Here is a 19,438-nt window from a genome sequence, read left to right as displayed (position 1 = left end):
GGTCTTTGCGCAACATCGATGTCATGACCGCCATCACCACCCGTCCCGCCGGGGCCCGCCGCTCTGATGTCGCCGCCGCGGCTCCGGACAGTTCACTGTTGCGGTTCGCCCTCCGCGCCGACGCCACCCTGTGCGCCGGCCTCGGCCTGCTGATCGCCATGGCCGCCGATCCGCTGTCGAAGCTTTCGGGCCTGTCGCCCACCTCCGAATGGGTCGCGGGCGCGGCGCTCGTCGCCTACGGCGCCACGCTGTATCTGCTCGCCGGGCTATCAGATGTGCGCCGCGTCGGCGTCGGCGTGCTTGCCGGAAACATCGCGTTCGCGATCTTGGTGACCGTCGTGCTCGTCGCGGGCTGGCTGCCACTGACCGAACTCGGCGTGGTCTCGACCATTGCGTTCACCACGGTCACGTTGGCTTTCGCCTACGTGCAGTACCTCGGGGTGCGTCGGTTGACGTGACTCCCACATGACTGGTCCGGAGCCGCCGCCGTAAGAGGTTGCGCCGTCGGCTCCGGAACGGTCCACCCACCCCAGAAAAGAAAAGGAAATCGCATGACCGCCACCACCACACCCAATTTGCGCGCCTCGACCGACTCGTTCCTGCGCTTCGCCCTACGCGCCGATGCAACGTGCAGCGCCATCATGGGCATCGCCGCTATTCCGCTCGCGGGGTGGCTCGCCGAGGTCTCAGGCACCACCAAAGCCTTCGAGTATTCGATGGGCGCCTTCTTCATCGCCTTCGCGATCGGTGTTTTCGTGCTCGCTGCCAGGCCTTCGGTGAAACAGGCCGGCATCGTGATCGCCGTCGGCAATGTGCTCTACACCGTGGCATCCATCGTCTTCGTCCTCGCCGGTGTCTTCCCGCTGACCACCTTCGGTGTCGTGGCGACGCTGGCGACCGGCGTCTACACGCTGATCATGGCCGAGCTGCAGTACCAGGGCGTGCGCCGCATCCAGAAGTAGCGGCTCGAGTGGCCACTTGTGGCACGGTTTCTCGCGAAATGCGTGGCATAAGTGGCCATTCGGCGTTCAGAGTTTCCGCAGGCGCAGCCGGTTGATCGAGTGATCGGCGTCCTTGCGCAGTACCAGCGTGGCGCGCGGCCGCGTCGGCAGAATGTTCTCGATCAGGTTCGGCCGGTTGATCGAATGCCAGATGTCGCGCGCGGCGAACACGGCCTGATCGTCGGTCAGTGTCGAATAGTGGTGGAAGTGTGAGGCCGGATCGGCGAACGCGCCCGCGCGCATCGACAGGAACCGGGAGATGTACCACTGCTCGATGTCCTCGATGCGGGCATCGACATAGACCGAGAAATCGAAAAGATCCGAAACCATCAGGGCTGGACCGGTTTGCAGCACATTGAGGCCCTCGAGGATCAGGATGTCGGGATGCCGGATCATCTGCTTCTCGCCGGGGACGATGTCGTAGAGCAGGTGCGAGTAGACCGGTGCGCACGTCGCGTCGGAGCCTGACTTCACCGTGGTGACGAAGCGCATCAGTGCCCGCCGATCGTAGCTTTCCGGAAAACCCTTGCGATGCATCAGGTTTCGTCGGGACAACTCGTCGTTCGGATACAGGAAGCCATCCGTGGTGACCAGGTCGACACGGGGGTGGTGTTCCCAGCGCGCCAACAGCGCCTGCAGCACGCGCGCGGTGGTCGACTTGCCGACGGCGACGCTGCCCGCCACGCCGATGATGAACGGCACCGGCCGGTCCGGATTCTGCTGGGGTTCGCCGAGGAACTGCGCGGTCGTCGCGAACAGCGCCTGCCGGGCGGCGACCTGTAGGTGAATCAGCCGGGCCAGCGGCAGGTAGACCTCTTCGACCTCGAGCAGGTCGAGCTTCTCACCGAGACCGCGCAGCCGTAGGAGCTCGTCCTCGGTCAACTTCAACGGGGTCGACATACGCAACGAACGCCACTCGGTCCGGTCGAACTCCACGTAGGGGCTCGGCTCGCTCAGCCGCGGCATACGCCCAGTCTTGCAGTTAGCGTTGGACGCATGAACGCCAGCACCTCAATTCCGGTAGTCCGCGACTATCTGTTGCTCGGGTTGCGCTTCGACCGGGTCGAGGACGGCTACGTCGACTCCTTCACCGGAGACCCCGAACTGCGCCGCATCGTCGCCGACGAGCCGTCACCGGAGCCCGCGGACCTGGCGCGTCAGGCCGAACGGCTACTCGCCGAGCTCAGCACAGGCACCGAGCTGGACCCGAGCCGAGCCGAGTTCATCGGCGCCCACCTGCGCGCGCTGGCGTGTGCCGGGCGCAAATTCTCGGGCCAGGATGTTGGGTTCGTCGACGAGGTCGAGGCCTATTTCGACGTGCGCATCGCCAAGGGCGACCCCGAGCAATACCGGCAGGCGCACGCCAGCCTCGATGAGGCGCTGGGCGGCAGCGGCTCGCTCGCCGAGCGGATGACGGCTTACCGCGCTGGTGAGGAGGTGCCGCCCGATCGCCTGGAGGAAAGCATCCACGCGTTCTCGAGCGCCCTGCGCGACCGGGTCCGGGCCGAATACCCGCTGCCGGACGCCGAAACGATCACCTACGAGGTGGTGACCGACAAGCCGTGGTCGGGGTTCAACTACTACCTGGGCAACTACACCTCGACGGTGGCCGTGAACGCCGACCTCAAGCAGCAGATGTCGAACCTGCCGCGGCTGGTGGCCCACGAGTCCTATCCGGGTCACCACACCGAGCACTGCCGGAAGGAGGCCGGGCTGGTCGCGGGTAAGGGACAGGACGAGCAGACGATCTTTCTCGTCAACACCCCGCAATGCCTGATGGCCGAGGGCCTGGCCGACCTGGCTCTCTACGCGGCGATCGGGCCGAACTGGGGCGCCTGGGCCGGGGAGATCTACGCCGATCTGGGTCTGGTTTTCGATGGCGAACGGGCGCAGGCGGTGTCCGAAGCGGCGGCCACCCTCGCTGACGTACGCCAGGACGCCGCGCTGATGCTGCACGACGAGCATCGCGACGTCGACGACGTCGTCGAGTTCCTCAAGCGCTGGCTATTGGTCAACGACGAGCGGGCCCGGCAGATGCTGCGGTTTTTGTCCTCGCCGCTGTGGCGCGCCTACACCAGCACCTACGTCGAGGGTTACCGGTTGCTGCGGGACTGGCTGGAGGCGCGGCCGTCCGAAGTGTCCCTGACGGAGCGGTTCGGGAGGTTGCTCGACGAGCCGCTGATCCCGTCGACGCTGCGGACCGCCTAGCCAACTAGGCTGAGCTGCATGACTGCTGAGTCCACTGGTCTGGGCGCCGAGTACGCCGACACCGCCAGCGAGGCCTACCGTGCCGCGTTGCGGGTGATCGAGTCCGTCGAGCCGCGCATCGCCGATGCCACCCGTAAAGAGCTTGCCGATCAACGGGATTCGCTCAAGCTGATCGCCAGCGAGAACTACGCCTCGCCCGCGGTGCTGCTCACCATGGGCACCTGGTTCTCCGACAAGTATGCCGAGGGCACCATCGGGCACAGGTTCTACGCCGCCTGCCAGAACGTCGACACCGTCGAGGCGCTGGCCGCCGAACACGCGCGCGAACTGTTCGGTGCGCCCTACGCGTACGCCCAACCGCACTCCGGCATTGACGCCAACCTGGTGGCCTACTGGGCCATCCTGGCGACCCGGGTCGAAGCTCCCGGCCTGGCGGAACTCGGCGCCAAGCACGTCAACGATCTCTCCGAGGCCGACTGGGAGACGCTGCGGAACAAGCTCGGAAACCAGCGCCTGCTCGGCATGTCGCTGGATACCGGTGGCCACCTGACCCACGGCTTCCGGCCCAACATCTCCGGCAAGATGTTCCACCAGCGCCAGTACGGCACCAACCCCGAGACGGGTTTTATCGACTACGACGCTGTGGCCGCGCTCGCCCGTGAGTTCAAACCGCTGGTGCTCGTCGCCGGCTACTCGGCGTATCCGCGCCGGGTCAACTTCGCGAAGATGCGCGAGATCGCCGACGAGGTCGGCGCCACGCTGATGGTCGACATGGCGCACTTCGCCGGCCTGGTCGCGGGCAAGGTGTTCACCGGTGACGAGGACCCGGTGCCGCACGCGCACATCACCACGACGACGACGCACAAGTCGCTGCGCGGACCGCGAGGTGGGCTGATCCTGGCCACCGAGGAGTACGCGCCCGCGGTCGACAAGGGCTGCCCGATGGTGCTCGGCGGCCCGTTGTCGCATGTGATGGCCGCCAAGGCCGTCGCGCTGGCCGAGGCCCGTCAACCGTCGTTCCAGGCGTATGCGCAGTCCATCGCCGACAACGCGCAGGCCCTGGCCGACGGGTTCACCAAGCGGGACGCGGGCCTGGTCACCGGTGGTACCGACAACCATCTCGTGCTGCTCGATGTGACCTCGTTCGGGCTGACCGGGCGGCAGGCGGAGTCGGCGCTGCTGGACTCGGGGATCGTCACCAACCGCAATGCGATTCCCGCCGATCCGAACGGAGCCTGGTACACCAGCGGTGTCCGGCTGGGCACACCGGCGTTGACCACCCGCGGATTCGGCGCCGACGACTTCGACCGGGTGGCTGAGCTGGTCGTCGAGGTGTTGTCCAACACGGAAGCGGCGGACGGGCCTAGTGGTCCGTCGAAGGCCAAGTACAAGATGGCCGACGGAGTCGCCGACCGGGTGCACGCCGCCGCCTCCGAACTGCTCGCGGCAAACCCGCTGTACCCGGGGCTGACGTTGTAGACACGCCCTGCAGCGATTTTTGGAAACCTGTGAATTCGGGTTACAGTTACTTTCATGGCACAGAGACCTGTCGCTAATGCGCTGATCCTCGAACTCGAGCCGGTCGTGCAGCGGGAGCTGCGTCGTCACATCGACTCGGAAGACCTGTGGTACGCCCACGACTACGTGCCGTTCGAGCAGGGCGAGAACTTCGCCTTCCTCGGCGGAACCGACTGGGATCCGTCCCAGGTGACACTGCCCAAGGTGGTCACCGACGCGCTGGAGATCCTGCTGATCGTCAAGGACAACCTCGCCGGTTACCACCGCGAGCTCGTCTTCAGCTTCATTCTCGAAGAGAAGTTCGGCCGCTGGCTGGGCCGCTGGACCGCCGAGGAGCATCTGCACGCGATCGCGCTGCGTAACTATCTGGTCGTCACGCGTGAGATCGACCCGGCCGCCAACGAGGATGTCCGCGTCGAGCACGTGATGAAGGGCTATCGCGCCGACACTTACAGCCAGATCGAGCGGCTGGCGTTCATGGCGTTCTTCGAGCGCGAGCATGCGGTCTTCTGCCGCAATCTCGAAGCCCAGATCGCCGAGCCCACGCTCAAGGCCCTCGTCGGCCGCATCGCCAGGGACGAGGAGCGCCACGAAGAGTTCTTCGCCAACCTCGTCTCGCATCTGCTGACGACCAGCCGCGAGGAGACGGTCACCGCCATCGCGCGCCGCGCCGCCGAACTCGACGTCGTCGGTGGCGACATCGACGCCTACGCCGACAAGGTGGCTCACATGGCGGACTCCGGCATCTTCGGACCCGAGCAGCTGCGTCGGGTCATCGCCGACCGCATCACCGCGTGGGGTCTTGCAGACGAGCCCGAGCTCGCGCAGTTCACACAGCGCTAACCGTTAGCCACGGCGCGCCTGCGCGGCGCATATGCCGCGACGGGAGTAGCGTCGTTTTCGATGGCTAGCGACATGCTCTGCTGTCCGGGCGGTACCGATCGTTTTGATCACGAGAGGACCGGCCCCGGTCCCGATACCGCAGTGTCCGCCACCGAAAGTTCGTGTGGGGCCATGCGAACTCGAGGAGCGCTACGTGACTGATTCGCCCTTGCGGACCTATGTGCTCGACACCTCCGTACTGCTGTCCGATCCGTGGGCATGCACTCGGTTTGCCGAACATGAAGTGGTGGTCCCGTTGGTGGTCATCAGCGAACTGGAAGCCAAGCGGCACCATCATGAGCTTGGCTGGTTCGCGCGGCAGGCACTGCGGATGTTCGACGATCTGCGGCTCGAACACGGGCGGCTGGATCAGCCGATACCCGTTGGGACGCAAGGTGGAACGCTGCACGTCGAGCTCAACCACAGCGACCCCTCTGTGCTGCCCGCAGGGTTCCGCACAGAGAGCAACGATGCGCGCATCCTGACCGTTGCGGCCAACCTCTCCGCAGAGGGCAAGTTGGTCACACTGGTGAGCAAGGACATTCCGCTGCGGGTGAAGGCGGGCGCGGTCGGCCTGGCCGCCGACGAATATCACGCCCAGGACGTCGTCACGTCCGGCTGGACGGGTATGGACGAGCTGGATGTTTCGGTCGACGAGATCGATTCGCTGTTCGCCGACGGCGAGATCGACTTGGAGGCGGCTCGTAATCTTCCGTGTCACACCGGAATCCGGTTACTCGGAGGTAGCTCGCATGCCCTGGGCCGGGTGAACGCCGAGAAGCGAGTGCAGCTGGTTCGTGGTGACCGAGAGGTGTTCGGCCTGCGCGGCCGTTCCGCGGAACAGCGCGTCGCGCTGGACCTGCTGCTCGACGAATCGGTCGGCATCGTCTCGCTCGGTGGCAAGGCGGGCACCGGCAAGTCCGCGCTGGCATTGTGCGCCGGACTCGAGGCCGTGCTCGAACGCCGCACCCACCGAAAGGTCGTGGTGTTCCGGCCGCTGTACGCGGTCGGCGGACAGGACCTCGGCTACCTGCCCGGCAGCGAGAGCGAGAAGATGGGCCCATGGGCGCAGGCGGTCTTCGACACGCTCGAGGGGCTGGCCAGCCCCGCGGTGCTCGAGGAGGTGCTGTCGCGCGGCATGCTTGAAGTGCTACCGCTGACCCACATTCGGGGCCGATCGCTGCACGACTCGTTCGTCATCGTGGACGAGGCGCAGTCGCTGGAACGCAACGTGTTGCTGACCGTCCTGTCGAGGCTGGGTGCGGGATCGAGGGTGGTGCTCACCCACGACGTTGCCCAGCGCGACAACCTGCGGGTGGGTCGTCACGACGGCGTGGCCGCAGTGATCGAAAAGCTCAAGGGACACCCGTTGTTCGCGCACATCACCCTGCTGCGCAGTGAGCGTTCGCCGATCGCGGCGCTGGTCACCGAGATGCTCGAAGAGTTCAGCCCCGGCGCCCTGCCCTGAGCGATCTAGGTGCGTCGGCGGTCTCGGACCAGGAACCACCCCGCGGCCGCCGCACCACTCAACGCCACCACTCGGTCAGCCCGGTCGGCTCTGGGTAGGTCGAGCAGCGACACCAGGCCGAGGACTGCGAACCCTGTCCGCAGTGCTGGTTGGCTGGTCGCCGTCGTGACCAGGGCGGTGTTCATGGAGACCATGGGCGGAGCTTGGTCGACGCGCACATATCCTCCTGGCGAGCCATGTTGGTGCGGGCGACTTGACGTTAATTCCTAGAACTGCGGTGGGGAATAGGGTGTTTCCCTATATCGGGTGAATCAGGGTCGGCCTAGGGTCGGCTCAGGGGCGGCCAATGTGGCGGCCCAGCTCCGCGCGTGACCGGATGCCGAGTTTTCGGTAGATCCGCGCCAGGTTCGCCTCGACGGTTTTGGGGCTGATGAACAACGCACTGGCGACATCGCGGTTCTTCATACCCGACGCGGCGAGTTCGGCAACGCGCTGCTCGGACGGTGTCAGTTGGCGGGATGCGTGCGGGCCGACGTTGGCGCGGGCCAGTTCGGCGCGGGCCCGGTTGGCCCAGAGCGGCACGGTGAGCTGCTCGAAAATCTCGAGGGCAGCGGCCAGGCTGGACGACGCCGACTCCTTCTTGCGCAGCCGGCGCTCGAGCTGGCCGAACAGCAGAAGCGTCCTGGCACGGTCGAACGGCATCGCGACCCGCTGATGTTCGGCCATCGCCCGATGGGCCGCCGCGAGCGCGCCGTCGAGGTCGCCCAACGCCGCCAGCATCATGCTTCGGCCCCGCGCGCCCACGGCGGACATCCAAGCTCGGTCGAATGTGCGGCCGTTGCGCTCGAGCGCCTCGATCAAGGGGGCTGCTTGGGCGAGCTTGCCCAATTGCACAAGGGCTTCGATGGCGTCGGGCAGGAACGCAGCGCCGGGCAGTTCGGTCGGTGTCGACTCGGGATCGAAGGCCGACAGCAGCGGCGCCACCGCGGCGAGCGCTTCCGTGTAGTTGCCCAGTGACACCTCCAAGAACGCCAGAGCACCCAACAATCGCTCGCCGAGTCTTAAAGTCCCCGTCCGACTGCCTATCTCGATTCCGTCTGCGATCAACTTCCGGGCTTCGGCCTCCTGACCGGCGAACACGGCCAACGGCGCACGCATGCTGTGCGCCAAGAACAGTGGCGTGCCGCCGCTGAGCTGACGGGCACGCTCGGCGGCGTCTTCGGCGACCAGGATGGCGTTGACGAAGTCGCCAGCCCATATCGAGCTCATCACGACGTGTTGGGCGATGAACACGTACTCGCCCTCTTCGCCGTTCTCCGCGCAGCGCGCCCGGATCGCGTCCAGCGCTGCTCGGGCGGTGTCGAGTTGGCCGGTGAACTCCAGCAGTAACGCGTGCTGCATCGTGGGACGGAAAACCAGGGGAGTGGAGGCCTGCTCGTCCTCCAGCTCCATTGCCCGACGCAGACTGACTTGGTCGAAACCTTCGCCGGCCATGAAGCCCAACATGGCCCGCATGCCAAGGGCAAGACTGAGCAAGTGCGGCTGCTCGACTCGCTCGGCGTCGCTGACCGCCCGGTGCGCGATGTCCTTGCCTTCTTGAATCTGGTTGGCGTGCATGAGCGAATACGCCAACGTGATCAGTATCTGCACGCGCAGCGGGCTGTCGTCGTCCGCATCTTCGAGGGCCTGCTGAAGCACGTTCGTCGCCTCGAAGAAGCCTTCGGTGTAAAGGCGTACGACGGCCAAGCGGCACAACGCTTCTGCGCGCAGGTCGCCCTTAGGGAGCCCGCCGACGGTCTCTTGAAGCACCGTGGCCGCGCGTTCGTGGTCACCGGCGTCGAAGTGGTGTAGCGCCGAGCGAAGCCGGCGTTCGGGCGCGTCGCCGCCGAGGCCGATGGCCAGGTCAATCAGTTCGGCAGCGGCTTCGGGGGCGCCACGCGCACGTGCCGATTCGGCCGCGTTGTCGAGCGCACGCAGTGTGACGTCGTCACCGCTTGTCGCCGCCAGCGCCAGATGCCTGGCGCGCAGTTCGGGTTCGTCGACGATCTCGGCGAGCCGACGGTGCATCGACCGGCGCCTGGCGGGGACTGCTTCGGTGTAGACACCTCGGGCCAGCAGGGGGTGCGCAAACTGAATCCGGTTGCCGTCGATCGCGATAATGCCCTTGCCCTCGGCGATTTCGAGCAGATAGATCAGCTGATCGCTGTCGCCGATCGTCGCCCTCGATACCAGCTCGACGGTCGGGGCCGCCATACACGCCGCCGCGAGCAGCGCCTCGTGAACATCGGGGTCGAGACCGCCGAGTCGGCTTCGTACGACGTCGGTCAGCGTGCGGGGCAGCGATGCCACCGTCGTTCGCAGCGACCGGTCGTCCAGCTCCCTGGCCAACTCGATTGCGTAGAAGGGATTTCCGCCGGAGACTTCGTGGATTCGGCCCATCGCAGGCTTTGAGAACGAACGCCCCAGCCGAGATGCAACGGCGGCATGCAAATCATGAAAATCCAACGGACTCAGATGAATACGATTGGCCGCTTCGGGTCGCGGCAACTGAAGCCAGCCTGCGCTCGCCCCATCAATGACCTCGGTTCGCACCGTGCCGAGAATTCCGACAGGACCGGTGAGTCGTCGTGCGGCGAATGCGATGACGTGCACGCTGGACGGATCGAGCCATTGCAGATCGTCGATGGCCAACAACACCGGACCGCCTTCGGCGAACCTCTCGATCACCGCCAGGAACGCGGCCGCGACGGCGCGCTGGTCGGTTACCTCGCCCGTTCCCGCCCGCAAGAGAACCTGATCAACGGCGAGTCGTTGGGGAGCGGGCAGGTCGGCCCACGTGGCCGCATCGACGTCGGCGAGCATGTCCGCCAACCCGGTGTACGCCAGGACGGATTCGGCGGCCGCCGCGCGCGTGGCGAGGACCCGGAACCCACGAGCCGTCGCCTGTTCGGCGGCCGCCATCCACAGGGTGGTCTTGCCGATTCCCGGTTCACCTTCGATCAGCAGCGCCGATGGCCCGACGGCAGTCGCGGTCAAGAACGACTTGACCGATCGACTCTCCATCGGGCGGCCTTCCAGACCAGCCTCCGGCATCGCCAATTCCCGGCACGTAGACAACTCGACAAACCCCTGCACCGCGCAACTGCCCGTCAGAACTCAATCGGGCCAGCGCCGTGGCATTGCGGCTATACCCGCTAGACAGCGGTTGTATACATCGCGTCTAGCGCGTGCCGTCCTTGACCTTGGCCATGGCCAGCACGTCGAGGCGCTTGTCGAGTTCCTCGAGCGAGAGCTTGTCGCCGATCAGCCCGCGGTCGATCACGGTCTGGCGAATCGTCTTCTTCTCCTTGAGTGCTTGCTTGGCGACCGCGGCGGCTTCCTCGTAGCCGATCGCGGAGTTCAGCGGCGTCACGATCGATGGCGACGACTCGGCCAGCTCGCGCAAGCGCTCCTCGTTGGCGACCAGGCCGTCGATACAGCGCTGGGCGAACAGCGTGGACGAATTGGTCAGGATCTTGAACGACTCGAGCAGATTGCGGGCCATCATCGGGATGTACACGTTGAGTTCAAAAGCCCCGTTACCGCCACCCCATGCGATCGCGGCGTCATTGCCGATCACCTGAGCGGCAACTTGGGTAATGGCTTCCGGGATAACCGGGTTGACCTTGCCGGGCATGATCGAGCTGCCCGGTTGCAGGTCGGGCAGCTGGATCTCGCCGAGGCCGGTGAGCGGACCCGAGCCCATCCAGCGGATGTCATTGGCGATCTTGGTCAGCGATACCGCGGTGGTGCGCAGCGCGCCGGAAGCCTCGACCAGTCCGTCGCGAGTGGCCTGTGCCTCGAAGTGATTTGCGCAGACCCGCAATTCGGCCAGGCCCGTCTGCTCCTTCAACACGGCGACGACCCGCTCGTCGAAATCGTCTGGCGCATTCAGTCCGGTACCCACCGCGGTTCCACCGATGGCCAACTCGCCCAGCCGGGGCAGCGTGGCCTTCACCCGTTCGATGGAGGCTTCGACCTGACGGGCGTATCCGCTGAACTCCTGGCCCAAGGTCACCGGGACGGCGTCCATCAGGTGGGTGCGGCCGGATTTGACGACCGTCCGCCACTGGTTGGCTTTCGAGTCGAGCGACTCGTGCAGCACCTCGAGCGCCGGAATCAGGTGCCGCACTGCGGCTTCGGTGGCCGCGATATGCGTGGCGGTGGGGAATGTGTCGTTGGACGACTGGGACATGTTGACGTCGTCGTTGGGATGCACCGAAACACCATTGCGCTCGGCGATTCCGGCGATGACCTCGTTGGTGTTCATGTTCGAGCTTGTGCCCGAACCAGTTTGGAACACGTCGATGGGGAACTGGTCGTCATGCAGGCCGTCGGCGATCTCGCCGGCAGCGGCGATGATGGCGTCGGCCTTGTCGGGCGCCAGCAGGCCGAGGTCCTTGTTCACCTGTGCGCAGGCGCCTTTCAGCAGCCCAAGCGCTCTAATCTGGGTGCGCTCCAGTCCGCGGCCGGAGATCGGGAAGTTCTCCACGGCTCGCTGTGTCTGGGCTCGCCAGAGTGCGTTGATCGGCACCCGGACCTCGCCCATGGTGTCGTGCTCGATGCGGTATTCGGTGCTTTCCGCAGCGCTGTCGGGCATGTGTGCTCCCTGTTCCTTGGTGTGATCGGCTACGGCAGCGGATAAAACGCGTTGCTGTCGCCGGTGAAATCGATCGCGGAGTATTCGTTGAGTTTGGAGAGCCGGTGGTAGGCCTCGACCATTCGGACGGTGCCGGACTTGCTGCGCATCACGATGGACTGCGTGGTGCAGCCGCCGCCGGTGTAACGCACGCCCTGCAGCAGGTCCCCGTCGGTGACGCCGGTGGCGCAGAAGAACACGTTCTCCCCAGACACCAGGTCCTCGGTCTTGAGCACGCGGTCGACGTCGTGACCGGCGTCGACGGCCTTCTGGCGTTCGTTCTCGTCGGTAGGCGCGAGCTGGGCGTGGATCGCGCCGCCCATACAGCGGATGGCGGCGGCGGTGATGATGCCCTCAGGGGTGCCGCCGATACCCGCCAGCATGTCGGTGCCCGAGTTGGGGCGGCACGCCGAAATGGCGCCGGCCACGTCACCGTCGGAGATCAGCCGGATGCGGGCGCCGGACTCACGAACGTCGGCGATCAGCTGTTCGTGGCGCGGCCGGTCGAGGATGCACACCGTCACATCCCGCACCGACATCCCCTTCACCTTGGCGACGGCGCGGACGTTGTCGCCGATCGGCGCCGTGATGTCGATCGCGTCCACGGCGTCGGGGCCGACGGCGATCTTGTTCATGTAGAAGACGGCCGACGGATCGAACATCGCGCCGCGCTCGGCAACCGCGAGCACGGAGATGGCGTTCGGCATGCCCTTGCTCATCAGCGTGGTGCCGTCGACCGGGTCGACCGCGAAGTCGCACTCCGGTCCGTCACCGTTGCCGACCTCTTCGCCGTTGTAGAGCATCGGCGCGTTGTCCTTCTCGCCCTCACCGATCACGACGACGCCGCGCATCGATACGGAGTTGACCAGCTCACGCATGGCGTCGACGGCGGCCCCGTCGCCGCCCTCTTTGTCGCCGCGGCCTACCCATCGGCCCGCTGCCATCGCGCCGGCCTCGGTCACCCTCACGAGCTCGAGGGCGAGGTTACGGTCGGGTGCTTCACCACGCGCGGGAGTCATGGGGGGATTGTCCCATTAACCGCCCGGCGTTTGAGACCTGGGATACTGGCGACCATGAGCACCCAGCCGCAGCCGGCTCCGAAGCCAGCTAAGTCGCGGCTGCTCCAGGACGGCCGGGACATGTTCTGGTCGATCGGGCCGCTGATACTGGCCTGCATCGTGCTGGCCGGAGTGCTGGGAATGTGCTCGTTTCAGGCCAGCGGGCCCGCTGAGGGGCCTGCGCCGACCTACGACGCGCCCGGTGCGCTGCAGGCCGACGCCGACGCCCTCAAGATCCCCATCCGGTTGCCGCAGCTACCCGAGACGTGGCAGCCGAACTCCGGCAGCAGAAACGGCATCGACGACGGCCGCACAGACCCAGCGTCGGGGCAACGCCTTCGCGCGGTCTCCTCGACCGTCGGTTATCTGGCGCCCAGTGGCATGTACGTGAGCCTGACCCAGAGCAATGCCGCCGAGGAAGAGCTCGTCGCGTCGATGGAGGCCGATCTGTACCCGACGGGCGTCGAGGACGTCGACGGCGTCAGCTGGGTGGTCTACGGCGGCGGAGACCGCGACGGGCGGCCCGGCGAGCCCCTGTGGACGACTCGACTGGACGGTCCGACGGGTCCGGCGCAGGTTGCGATAACCGGCGCCGCGAACACCGACGAGTTCCGTACGCTGGCTGCGGCGACGCAGACCGCCGCTCCACTGCCTGCCAAATAGCCGACTGCCAAGTAGGAGACGCCATGACCGCGCCCGACCCGAATGTCGCCGGCCAGGCGGTGCTAGAAGCAGATCTCACCGGCTGGAATGTTTCGCCCTTCTCCGCCGCGGGCTTCACCCATGACGTGTACCGCAGGGGTGAGGGTCCGGGTGTGGTGCTCATCCCGGAGATGCCCGGTGCCCACCCCGGCGTGTTCGCGCTGGGAAATCATCTGGTGGACAACGGGTTCACCGTCGCGATTCCGTCGCTGTTCGGCACTCCCGGGGCGCCTGCGATGCGCCCCGGCGCGGTGCCGGTGATGTTGCGTGGTTGTGTGGCAAAGGAATTCGCAGGTTTCGCGACCAATGCCGATCGGCCGGTCGCGCATTATCTGCGCGCGTTGGCGCGGGATCTCAACGAGATGACGCCTGGCAAAGGTGTCGGCGTGATCGGTCAGTGCTTCACCGGCGGCTTCGCGCTCGCGGCGGCTGTCGATGACAGCGTGCTCGCGCCCGTGCTCAGCCAGCCGTCGCTGCCGTTTCCGCTGACGCCGAAACAGCGACGCGACCCCGGTCTGTCCGAAGCCGAACTGGAGATCGTCGAACGGCGTGCGGCCAACGAGGGGCTGTGCGCGTTGGGACTGCGGTTCAGTGAGGACCCACTGGTGCCCGCCGAACGGTTCAAGACTCTGAAGGACCGGCTTGGCGATGCGTTCGAGGTCATCGAGATCAATTCGAAGAAGGGCAACGAGCACGGCTTCGGCAAGATGGCACATTCCGTGCTGACGCTGGAGCGCCGCGATCAGGAAGGCCACCCCACCGACGACGCGATGAAGCGCGTCATCGAGTTCTTCAATCAGCGCCTGACGTAGTTGCGGGTTTCGCCTCGTCCTTTTCTGTGTCCTTCTCTGGGCCCTTCTCGACGTCCTCATCCGTCGCGGTCTGGGCTTCTTCGCGCTTCTGCTTGATGCGGCGGCCCAACCACCAGAAGGGGTTTCGGCGCTTGGGTTTCGCATCCTTCTCGTCGGGTTCATCCATCGGCACACCCTTGTAGACGGCCAGGTACACGCTGATCGTGGTGACGATGATGATCATCAGCACCGGGCCGATCACAATGCCCCACGCGCCGAACATCGCGATGCCGGCGAACACCGCCAGCAGCATCAGTGCCGAGTCCAGGCGGGCGGCGCGGGGAACGAGAATCGGGCGCAGGAAGTTGTCGATGTTCGTCACCACGATGAGGTGGAAGAGGATCACGAACACGCCGCCGAAGACGTTGCCGAACAGGATCATCCCGACACCGAACGGAATCGTGATGATACCGCTGCCGAGCGGTATCACCGACAGCGCGGACAGCAGGACCGCGAAAAGGAAGAAGCCCTGGTGGAATCCGGCGATATAGATCGACCCGGCACCGGCGACACCCTGGCAGACGGCGATCACGAACTGTCCCATGACAGTGCCCTTGACCATGGCGCCCATCTTCGCCATGTAGAGGTCGGTGATCTCCTCCCCGAGCGGGTTGAGCCGCCGGATGAGCAGCAGCACCTTGTCCCGATTGGTCAACAACGACAGGAACACGTACAGGAACAGGATCGCTGAGGTGATCGCTCCGAATGCGCCGCCCGCCGCACCCTGCAGGATGCCCAGCAGCCACTTGCCGACTTCCTGTGCGACCGTCGTCATCGAATCCTGGAGCGATTCCGGCGTGATCGTGTAGTCGACGAACGGCACCCGGTGCAGCAGTTCGTTGGCCAACGTCAGTGACCGGTCGCCGAGGGCGGACAGGTCGGTGCGCTGGACCCAGACGGCCACTCGTTCGACCATGGTGGTGATCTGGACAACCGCGAGGAACACGAAGAGGCTCAACGGCACGATCACCGCCGCGAATGCCGCCAGCAGTGTCAGCGTCGCCGACAATCCCGCGCCGAGTCGCTTGTTGAGCCGCGTGTAAAGCGGCTGGAACAGGTACGCCACGACCGCGGCGACCACGATCAGAATGAAGTACCCACGCAGGAAGTACGCGCCGAAGAAGATCGCGACGAACGTCGCGATGGCAAGCGCACGCTTCTGTGTCAGCGTGAATTCGGTCTTCACGCGCTATTTCTAACGGACTTTCGGCCTCGCCTCGACCTGTTTGGCACGCTGGCCCTCGATGAAGCGCATCGACAAGCGATTCATCAGCGTCGGCGCGAGCCTGGCGAACAGCCATTGAGCGCGCGCGATCCGCGGTTTCACCAGGATTGCCTTGTTCTTCTCGATCGCACGCAGGACGTCGTGCGCCAACCGGTCGGCGTCATACGGCTTGCCGCCCTGGGTCTGTAGAAAGTAGTCGCGTCCGATGAATCCGCCGACGGCGCCCTTGTCGAGGATCGGTGTTTCAACCGCGGCCGGGCAGACCACCAGAACGCCGACGCCGCGGGGAACCGCCTCGGAGCGCAACGCCATCGACAGCCCGACGACCGCGTGCTTGGTCGTCACGTAACTGGTGATCTGGCCGGCCGCGGCCAAGCCCGCCATCGAGGCGGTGTTGACGATGTGACCGTGCCCTTGGCGCAGCATCAGGGGGTAGGCCGCCGCGACGCCGTGCACGACCCCGCGGAGGTTGATGTCAATGATCGCGTTCCATTGGTCCAGCGTCAGCAGTTCGGTGTCGCCGCCCCAACAGATTCCCGCGTTGTTGAACATCAGGTCGAGTCGGCCGGCGCGGTCGACCACCTCGTCGACGGCGGCCTGGACAGCCGATGCGTCGGTGACGTCGAGGTGTGCTGAACGGGCCTTGTCTCCCAGCGCCGCCGCGGTCCGCTCGGCGGCCTCACCATCGATGTCGGTGCAGACCACGTATGCTCCCGCTTCGATCAGCGCGCGGCACAAGGCGGCGCCGATACCCGATCCGGCGCCGGTGACGATGGCCTGCTTACCCGCGAAACTCACTAAGCCTCCGCAAGTTTCATGACGTGGCTCAGCACATCCGGATAGCGCTTGAGATGCGCGCCGCCGTTGAGATCGAGGACCTCGCCGGTCAGCCATGAGTTCTTCGGCGAACAGAGGAACACCACCGCGTCCGCGATCTCCTCGGGCTTGCCCGCGCGCCCCATGGCGGTGTTCTCGACGTAGTCCTCGACAAGGCCGGGCACGAGCGACGACCCCTCTGTCAGCGGCGTCTCGACGAACCCGGGCGCGACCGCGTTGACGCGGATGCCGCGCGGACCCCACTCCAGCGCCGCGACCTGGGTCAGCATCGACAGCCCAGCCTTGGCCGAGCAATATGCGCTCATGCCGACGGCCGGCTGCCGTCCGTTCAGTGAGCTGATCGACACCAGCGATCCCCCCTGCCGTAATTGCTGTCCGGCGTATTTCGCGACGATGAACGACCCGTTCAGGCAGACGTCGACGACGCCGCGGAATTCATCGACGGAAAGATCGGTGATCATGCCGAGGCTCCCGAAGCCCGCGCAGTTCACCACGACATCGACCGGGCCTGTCTCGCCGAAGAGGCGTCCCACCGAGGCCTCGTCGGTTACGTCCACCTGGGCGGCGGTGTGTGGCTCGCCCAGTTCAGCGGCCCGGTCGCGTGCGCCGTCCGTGTTGAGGTCGGCGATCGTGACCTGGCAGCCGTCGGCGACCAGCGCCCGCGCGGTGGCCCAACCGATGCCGGATGCTCCGCCGATGACCACAGCTTTCCTGGCCACCCGCTCACTACCGTTGCTCATCCAGTTGCCCTTTCAATGGCGAAGTAGAACGTGTTACAACCTAGCGCTTTGGCAGACTCGACCCATGAGCGATCTGAATATGTCGCAGACGATTCACGTGTCCGTCCCACCCGACACCCTCTACGAGATGGTGTCCGACGTGACGCGGATGGGTGAGTGGAGCCCGGTCTGCCGGGAGTGCTGGTGGGACGAGGGCGCGGGTCCGCATGTCGGAGCCTGGTTCACCGGCCGCAATGTGACACCTGAGCGAACGTGGGAGACCCGCAGTCAGGTGGTGGCCGCCGAGCCTGGGCGGAGGTTCGCCTGGGAGGTCAACAACGGCTGGGTGTCCTGGTGCTTCACCTTCGCACCCGACGGCGAGGGAGCCCTGCTCACGGAGTCCTGGATATTCCTGCCCGCAGGCATTGCCGGGTTTCACCAGCGCTTCGGCGCCGACGCCGATGCGGAGATCGAAAAGCGGCGGCAGGCCGCCGAGGACGGCATCCCCGCCACGCTGGCCGCGATCAAGAAGGCCGCCGAAACCGGCTGATAGGGCTCACCGAACTTCCTCGGGTGGCAGGGTGTGATGGGTGAGCCGGCTTCGGGCACTGGGGCGTCCGCGATTCCGTGACGTGATCGCAGGGCTGGTCACCGGCCTGTTCTCGATCCCAGAAGGTATGGCCTACGCCAGCATCGGCGGCTTCAACCCGGTGGCCGGTCTCTACTCCGGCATCGTCTCCACGATTGTCGGGTCGATGTTCGCCAGGACGGTGCTGATGGTCACCACACTGACCAGCGCGCTCGCCCTGACGTCGCAAAGTGTGTTGACTGCCGCGGGTCTCGACCCGACCGATCCCTCCAACATCGCGGCACTCGTGCTCGTCGCGGGCGCGGTCATGTTGTTGTTCGGGCTACTGCGTTTCGGGGCGATGATGAACTTCGTCTCCAACGCCGTGATGACCGGGTTCACGACTGGTATCGCGCTGCAGATCATCGCAGGAGTGATCCATGACGCCACCGGCTACCGACCCGACAGTCACAACACGATCGGCAAGTTCATCGATGCCTTCGCACGCGTCGGGTCGTGGCAGCTTGCGCCGTGTCTGGTCGCCGTCGCCACCGTCGCGGTGTGGGCGGCGTTTCATTACATCAAACCGCTGGAGGCCTTCGCGACGCTCATCGCGCTGGTGGTGGTGACGGCAGGCGTCGCGATCCTCGCGGTCAGCCGGGAAGTCGATGTCGAGACCGTCGGCGACATCGCTTCCATCCCGAATGCGCTGCCACCGTTGGAGCTTCCGAACTTCGCCGCCATGCCGGAACTCTTGGCCGGAGGATTGGCCGTGGCACTGGTGGGTCTTGCCCAGGCCGCGGGAATCTCGGCTGCGGTGCCCAATCCCGACGGGACTCGTCCGAGCACCAACAAGGATTTCGTCGCCCAGGGCGCGGCCAACCTGGCCGGCGGCTTCTTCGGTGCGCTGCCCACAGGTGGGTCGCTGTCGCGGACCGGGGTGGCCGTCTCCGCGGGAGCGCAGACCCGGTGGGCGGGTATCTTCGCCGGGATTTGGCTGGCCGCACTCGTTCTGGTTGCCGGGTCGTTGGCGGAGCTGATCCCGATGCCGGTGATCGGCGGCCTGATTCTGGTGATCGGGTTGGAATTGGTCGCCGGCCGCTGGCGTGACATCAAGATAGTGCTGCGGACGGCGCCACTGTCCGCGGTGGCGATGCTCATCACGTTCGCGGCCACCACGCAACTGCCGCTGCACACCGCGATCCTCGTCGGGGCGATCACATCGCTTGTGCTCTACTGCGTGAAGGCCGCGGAGTCGGCTCAGCTGATCGCGTTGCGCCCCAACGAGGATGGATGGGAGCGGGCGCCGGTGCCCGAGCAGGCCCCGAGCAATGAGGTCACCGTGCTGCACTACGCCGGAGTCGGACTGTTCGCCGAGGTACCAAGGATCGACGAGGAATGGCCGACGGTGGCGGACTCACACAACGCAGTGGTGGTCTTGTCCATGGCGGCACTGCCCGACGTGCCCTCCTCGAAGGTGATCAACGCGCTGACGAAGTGGGCAACAGATCTGCAGAGCAATGGCGGTCGGTTGATCATCGCCGGGGTGAGCCCGAAGACCGAAAACGAGTTGACCCGGGGCGGCGTCGTCGACCTCATCGGCGAGGACGGAATCCTGCCCGCGACGACACGGGTGTTCGGTGCGCTCGAGGAGGCAGTCGAGCGCGGGCGACAATGGATCGCCGCGCACGGTGACAACTGACGCCCGAGCAGCCGGGTTTGC

Annotated in this window: 18 protein-coding genes; 10 read left to right on the top strand and 8 right to left on the bottom strand. The window is 65.9% G+C overall.

Annotated elements, in window-relative coordinates; genetic code table 11:
• The first annotated feature begins 23 nt into the window (after positions 1-23).
• Together CSQ99_RS05690 and CSQ99_RS05685 are read left to right on the top strand one after the other, a co-directional pair.
• Positions 24-458 (top strand): hypothetical protein, encoded by a 435-nt coding sequence (locus CSQ99_RS05690; protein WP_099038106.1) that lies wholly within the window; start codon positions 24-26, stop codon positions 456-458.
• A 93-nt stretch (positions 459-551) separates the two neighbouring features.
• Complete coding sequence (locus CSQ99_RS05685) at positions 552-962, top strand: hypothetical protein (protein ID WP_099038070.1); 411 nt, start codon at positions 552-554, stop codon at positions 960-962.
• A gap of 66 nt (positions 963-1,028) precedes the next feature.
• Here the strand turns inward: CSQ99_RS05685 and coaA are convergent, their stop codons facing one another.
• The gene (gene coaA, locus CSQ99_RS05680; protein ID WP_099038069.1) at positions 1,029-1,967 is read right to left on the bottom strand and encodes a type I pantothenate kinase; all 939 of its coding nucleotides are present in this window, start codon (positions 1,965-1,967) and stop codon (positions 1,029-1,031) included.
• Positions 1,968-1,997: 30 nt separating this feature from the next.
• On the opposite strand from coaA, the gene CSQ99_RS05675 reads away from it, so the two are divergent.
• The 4 genes from CSQ99_RS05675 to phoH2 all read left to right on the top strand — a co-directional run bounded on the left by CSQ99_RS05675 (position 1,998) and on the right by phoH2 (position 7,077).
• Positions 1,998-3,209: a DUF885 domain-containing protein gene (locus CSQ99_RS05675; RefSeq protein WP_099038068.1), complete on the top strand. Its 1,212-nt coding sequence runs from the start codon at positions 1,998-2,000 to the stop codon at positions 3,207-3,209.
• Between the two features lie 18 nt (positions 3,210-3,227).
• Positions 3,228-4,688, top strand: a complete 1,461-nt coding sequence (locus CSQ99_RS05670; protein WP_099038067.1) for a glycine hydroxymethyltransferase — start codon at positions 3,228-3,230, stop codon at positions 4,686-4,688.
• Between the two features lie 54 nt (positions 4,689-4,742).
• On the top strand, positions 4,743-5,570 hold the full coding sequence (locus CSQ99_RS05665) for an acyl-ACP desaturase (RefSeq protein WP_099038066.1): 828 nt from the start codon (positions 4,743-4,745) through the stop codon (positions 5,568-5,570).
• 193 nt (positions 5,571-5,763) lie between these two features.
• Positions 5,764-7,077, top strand: a complete 1,314-nt coding sequence (gene phoH2, locus CSQ99_RS05660) for an RNA 5'-3' helicase PhoH2 (protein ID WP_099038105.1) — start codon at positions 5,764-5,766, stop codon at positions 7,075-7,077.
• 5 nt (positions 7,078-7,082) lie between these two features.
• On the opposite strand, the gene CSQ99_RS05655 is transcribed toward phoH2, so the two are convergent.
• The 4 genes from CSQ99_RS05655 to glpX all read right to left on the bottom strand — a co-directional run bounded on the left by CSQ99_RS05655 (position 7,083) and on the right by glpX (position 12,774).
• A complete protein-coding gene (locus tag CSQ99_RS05655) occupies positions 7,083-7,271 on the bottom strand; it encodes a hypothetical protein (RefSeq protein WP_099038065.1) in 189 nt (62 codons plus the stop codon).
• Between the two features lie 139 nt (positions 7,272-7,410).
• Positions 7,411-10,170: a helix-turn-helix transcriptional regulator gene (locus CSQ99_RS05650; RefSeq protein WP_099038064.1), complete on the bottom strand. Its 2,760-nt coding sequence runs from the start codon at positions 10,168-10,170 to the stop codon at positions 7,411-7,413.
• Between the two features lie 127 nt (positions 10,171-10,297).
• The gene (locus CSQ99_RS05645) at positions 10,298-11,716 is read right to left on the bottom strand and encodes a class II fumarate hydratase (RefSeq protein ID WP_099038063.1); all 1,419 of its coding nucleotides are present in this window, start codon (positions 11,714-11,716) and stop codon (positions 10,298-10,300) included.
• A gap of 29 nt (positions 11,717-11,745) precedes the next feature.
• Positions 11,746-12,774 carry a class II fructose-bisphosphatase gene (gene glpX / locus CSQ99_RS05640; protein ID WP_099038062.1) on the bottom strand — a complete coding sequence of 343 codons (1,029 nt, stop codon included), beginning with the start codon at positions 12,772-12,774 and terminating at the stop codon, positions 11,746-11,748.
• Positions 12,775-12,828: 54 nt separating this feature from the next.
• Here glpX and CSQ99_RS05635 point away from each other — a divergent pair, with 54 nt between their 5' ends.
• Together CSQ99_RS05635 and CSQ99_RS05630 are read left to right on the top strand one after the other, a co-directional pair.
• Positions 12,829-13,476, top strand: a complete 648-nt coding sequence (locus tag CSQ99_RS05635) for a DUF4245 domain-containing protein (protein WP_099038061.1) — start codon at positions 12,829-12,831, stop codon at positions 13,474-13,476.
• A 23-nt stretch (positions 13,477-13,499) separates the two neighbouring features.
• Complete coding sequence (locus CSQ99_RS05630; protein ID WP_099038060.1) at positions 13,500-14,327, top strand: dienelactone hydrolase family protein; 828 nt, start codon at positions 13,500-13,502, stop codon at positions 14,325-14,327.
• Here CSQ99_RS05630 and CSQ99_RS05625 read toward each other — a convergent pair.
• From CSQ99_RS05625 to CSQ99_RS05615, 3 genes are read right to left on the bottom strand one after another with little or no spacing between them, the layout of a single operon-like run.
• On the bottom strand, positions 14,308-15,552 hold the full coding sequence (locus CSQ99_RS05625) for an AI-2E family transporter (protein ID WP_099038059.1): 1,245 nt from the start codon (positions 15,550-15,552) through the stop codon (positions 14,308-14,310). The genes CSQ99_RS05630 and CSQ99_RS05625 overlap by 20 nt on opposite strands.
• A gap of 9 nt (positions 15,553-15,561) precedes the next feature.
• Positions 15,562-16,389: an SDR family NAD(P)-dependent oxidoreductase gene (locus tag CSQ99_RS05620; RefSeq protein WP_099038058.1), complete on the bottom strand. Its 828-nt coding sequence runs from the start codon at positions 16,387-16,389 to the stop codon at positions 15,562-15,564.
• Positions 16,389-17,168: an SDR family NAD(P)-dependent oxidoreductase gene (locus CSQ99_RS05615; protein WP_099038057.1), complete on the bottom strand. Its 780-nt coding sequence runs from the start codon at positions 17,166-17,168 to the stop codon at positions 16,389-16,391. Before CSQ99_RS05615 ends, CSQ99_RS05620 begins: the two co-directional genes overlap by 1 nt.
• Positions 17,169-17,232: 64 nt before the next feature.
• Here CSQ99_RS05615 and CSQ99_RS05610 point away from each other — a divergent pair, with 64 nt between their 5' ends.
• Complete coding sequence (locus CSQ99_RS05610) at positions 17,233-17,697, top strand: SRPBCC family protein (protein ID WP_099038056.1); 465 nt, start codon at positions 17,233-17,235, stop codon at positions 17,695-17,697.
• 40 nt (positions 17,698-17,737) lie between these two features.
• Positions 17,738-19,417, top strand: a complete 1,680-nt coding sequence (locus CSQ99_RS05605) for a SulP family inorganic anion transporter (RefSeq protein ID WP_245908709.1) — start codon at positions 17,738-17,740, stop codon at positions 19,415-19,417.
• Positions 19,418-19,438: the final 21 nt, after the last annotated feature.

Origin of the sequence: Mycobacterium neglectum, assembly GCF_002591975.1 — a bacterium.
Lineage (GTDB): Bacteria > Actinomycetota > Actinomycetes > Mycobacteriales > Mycobacteriaceae > Mycobacterium > Mycobacterium neglectum.
This window is presented reverse-complemented; position numbering and strand designations above follow the sequence as displayed.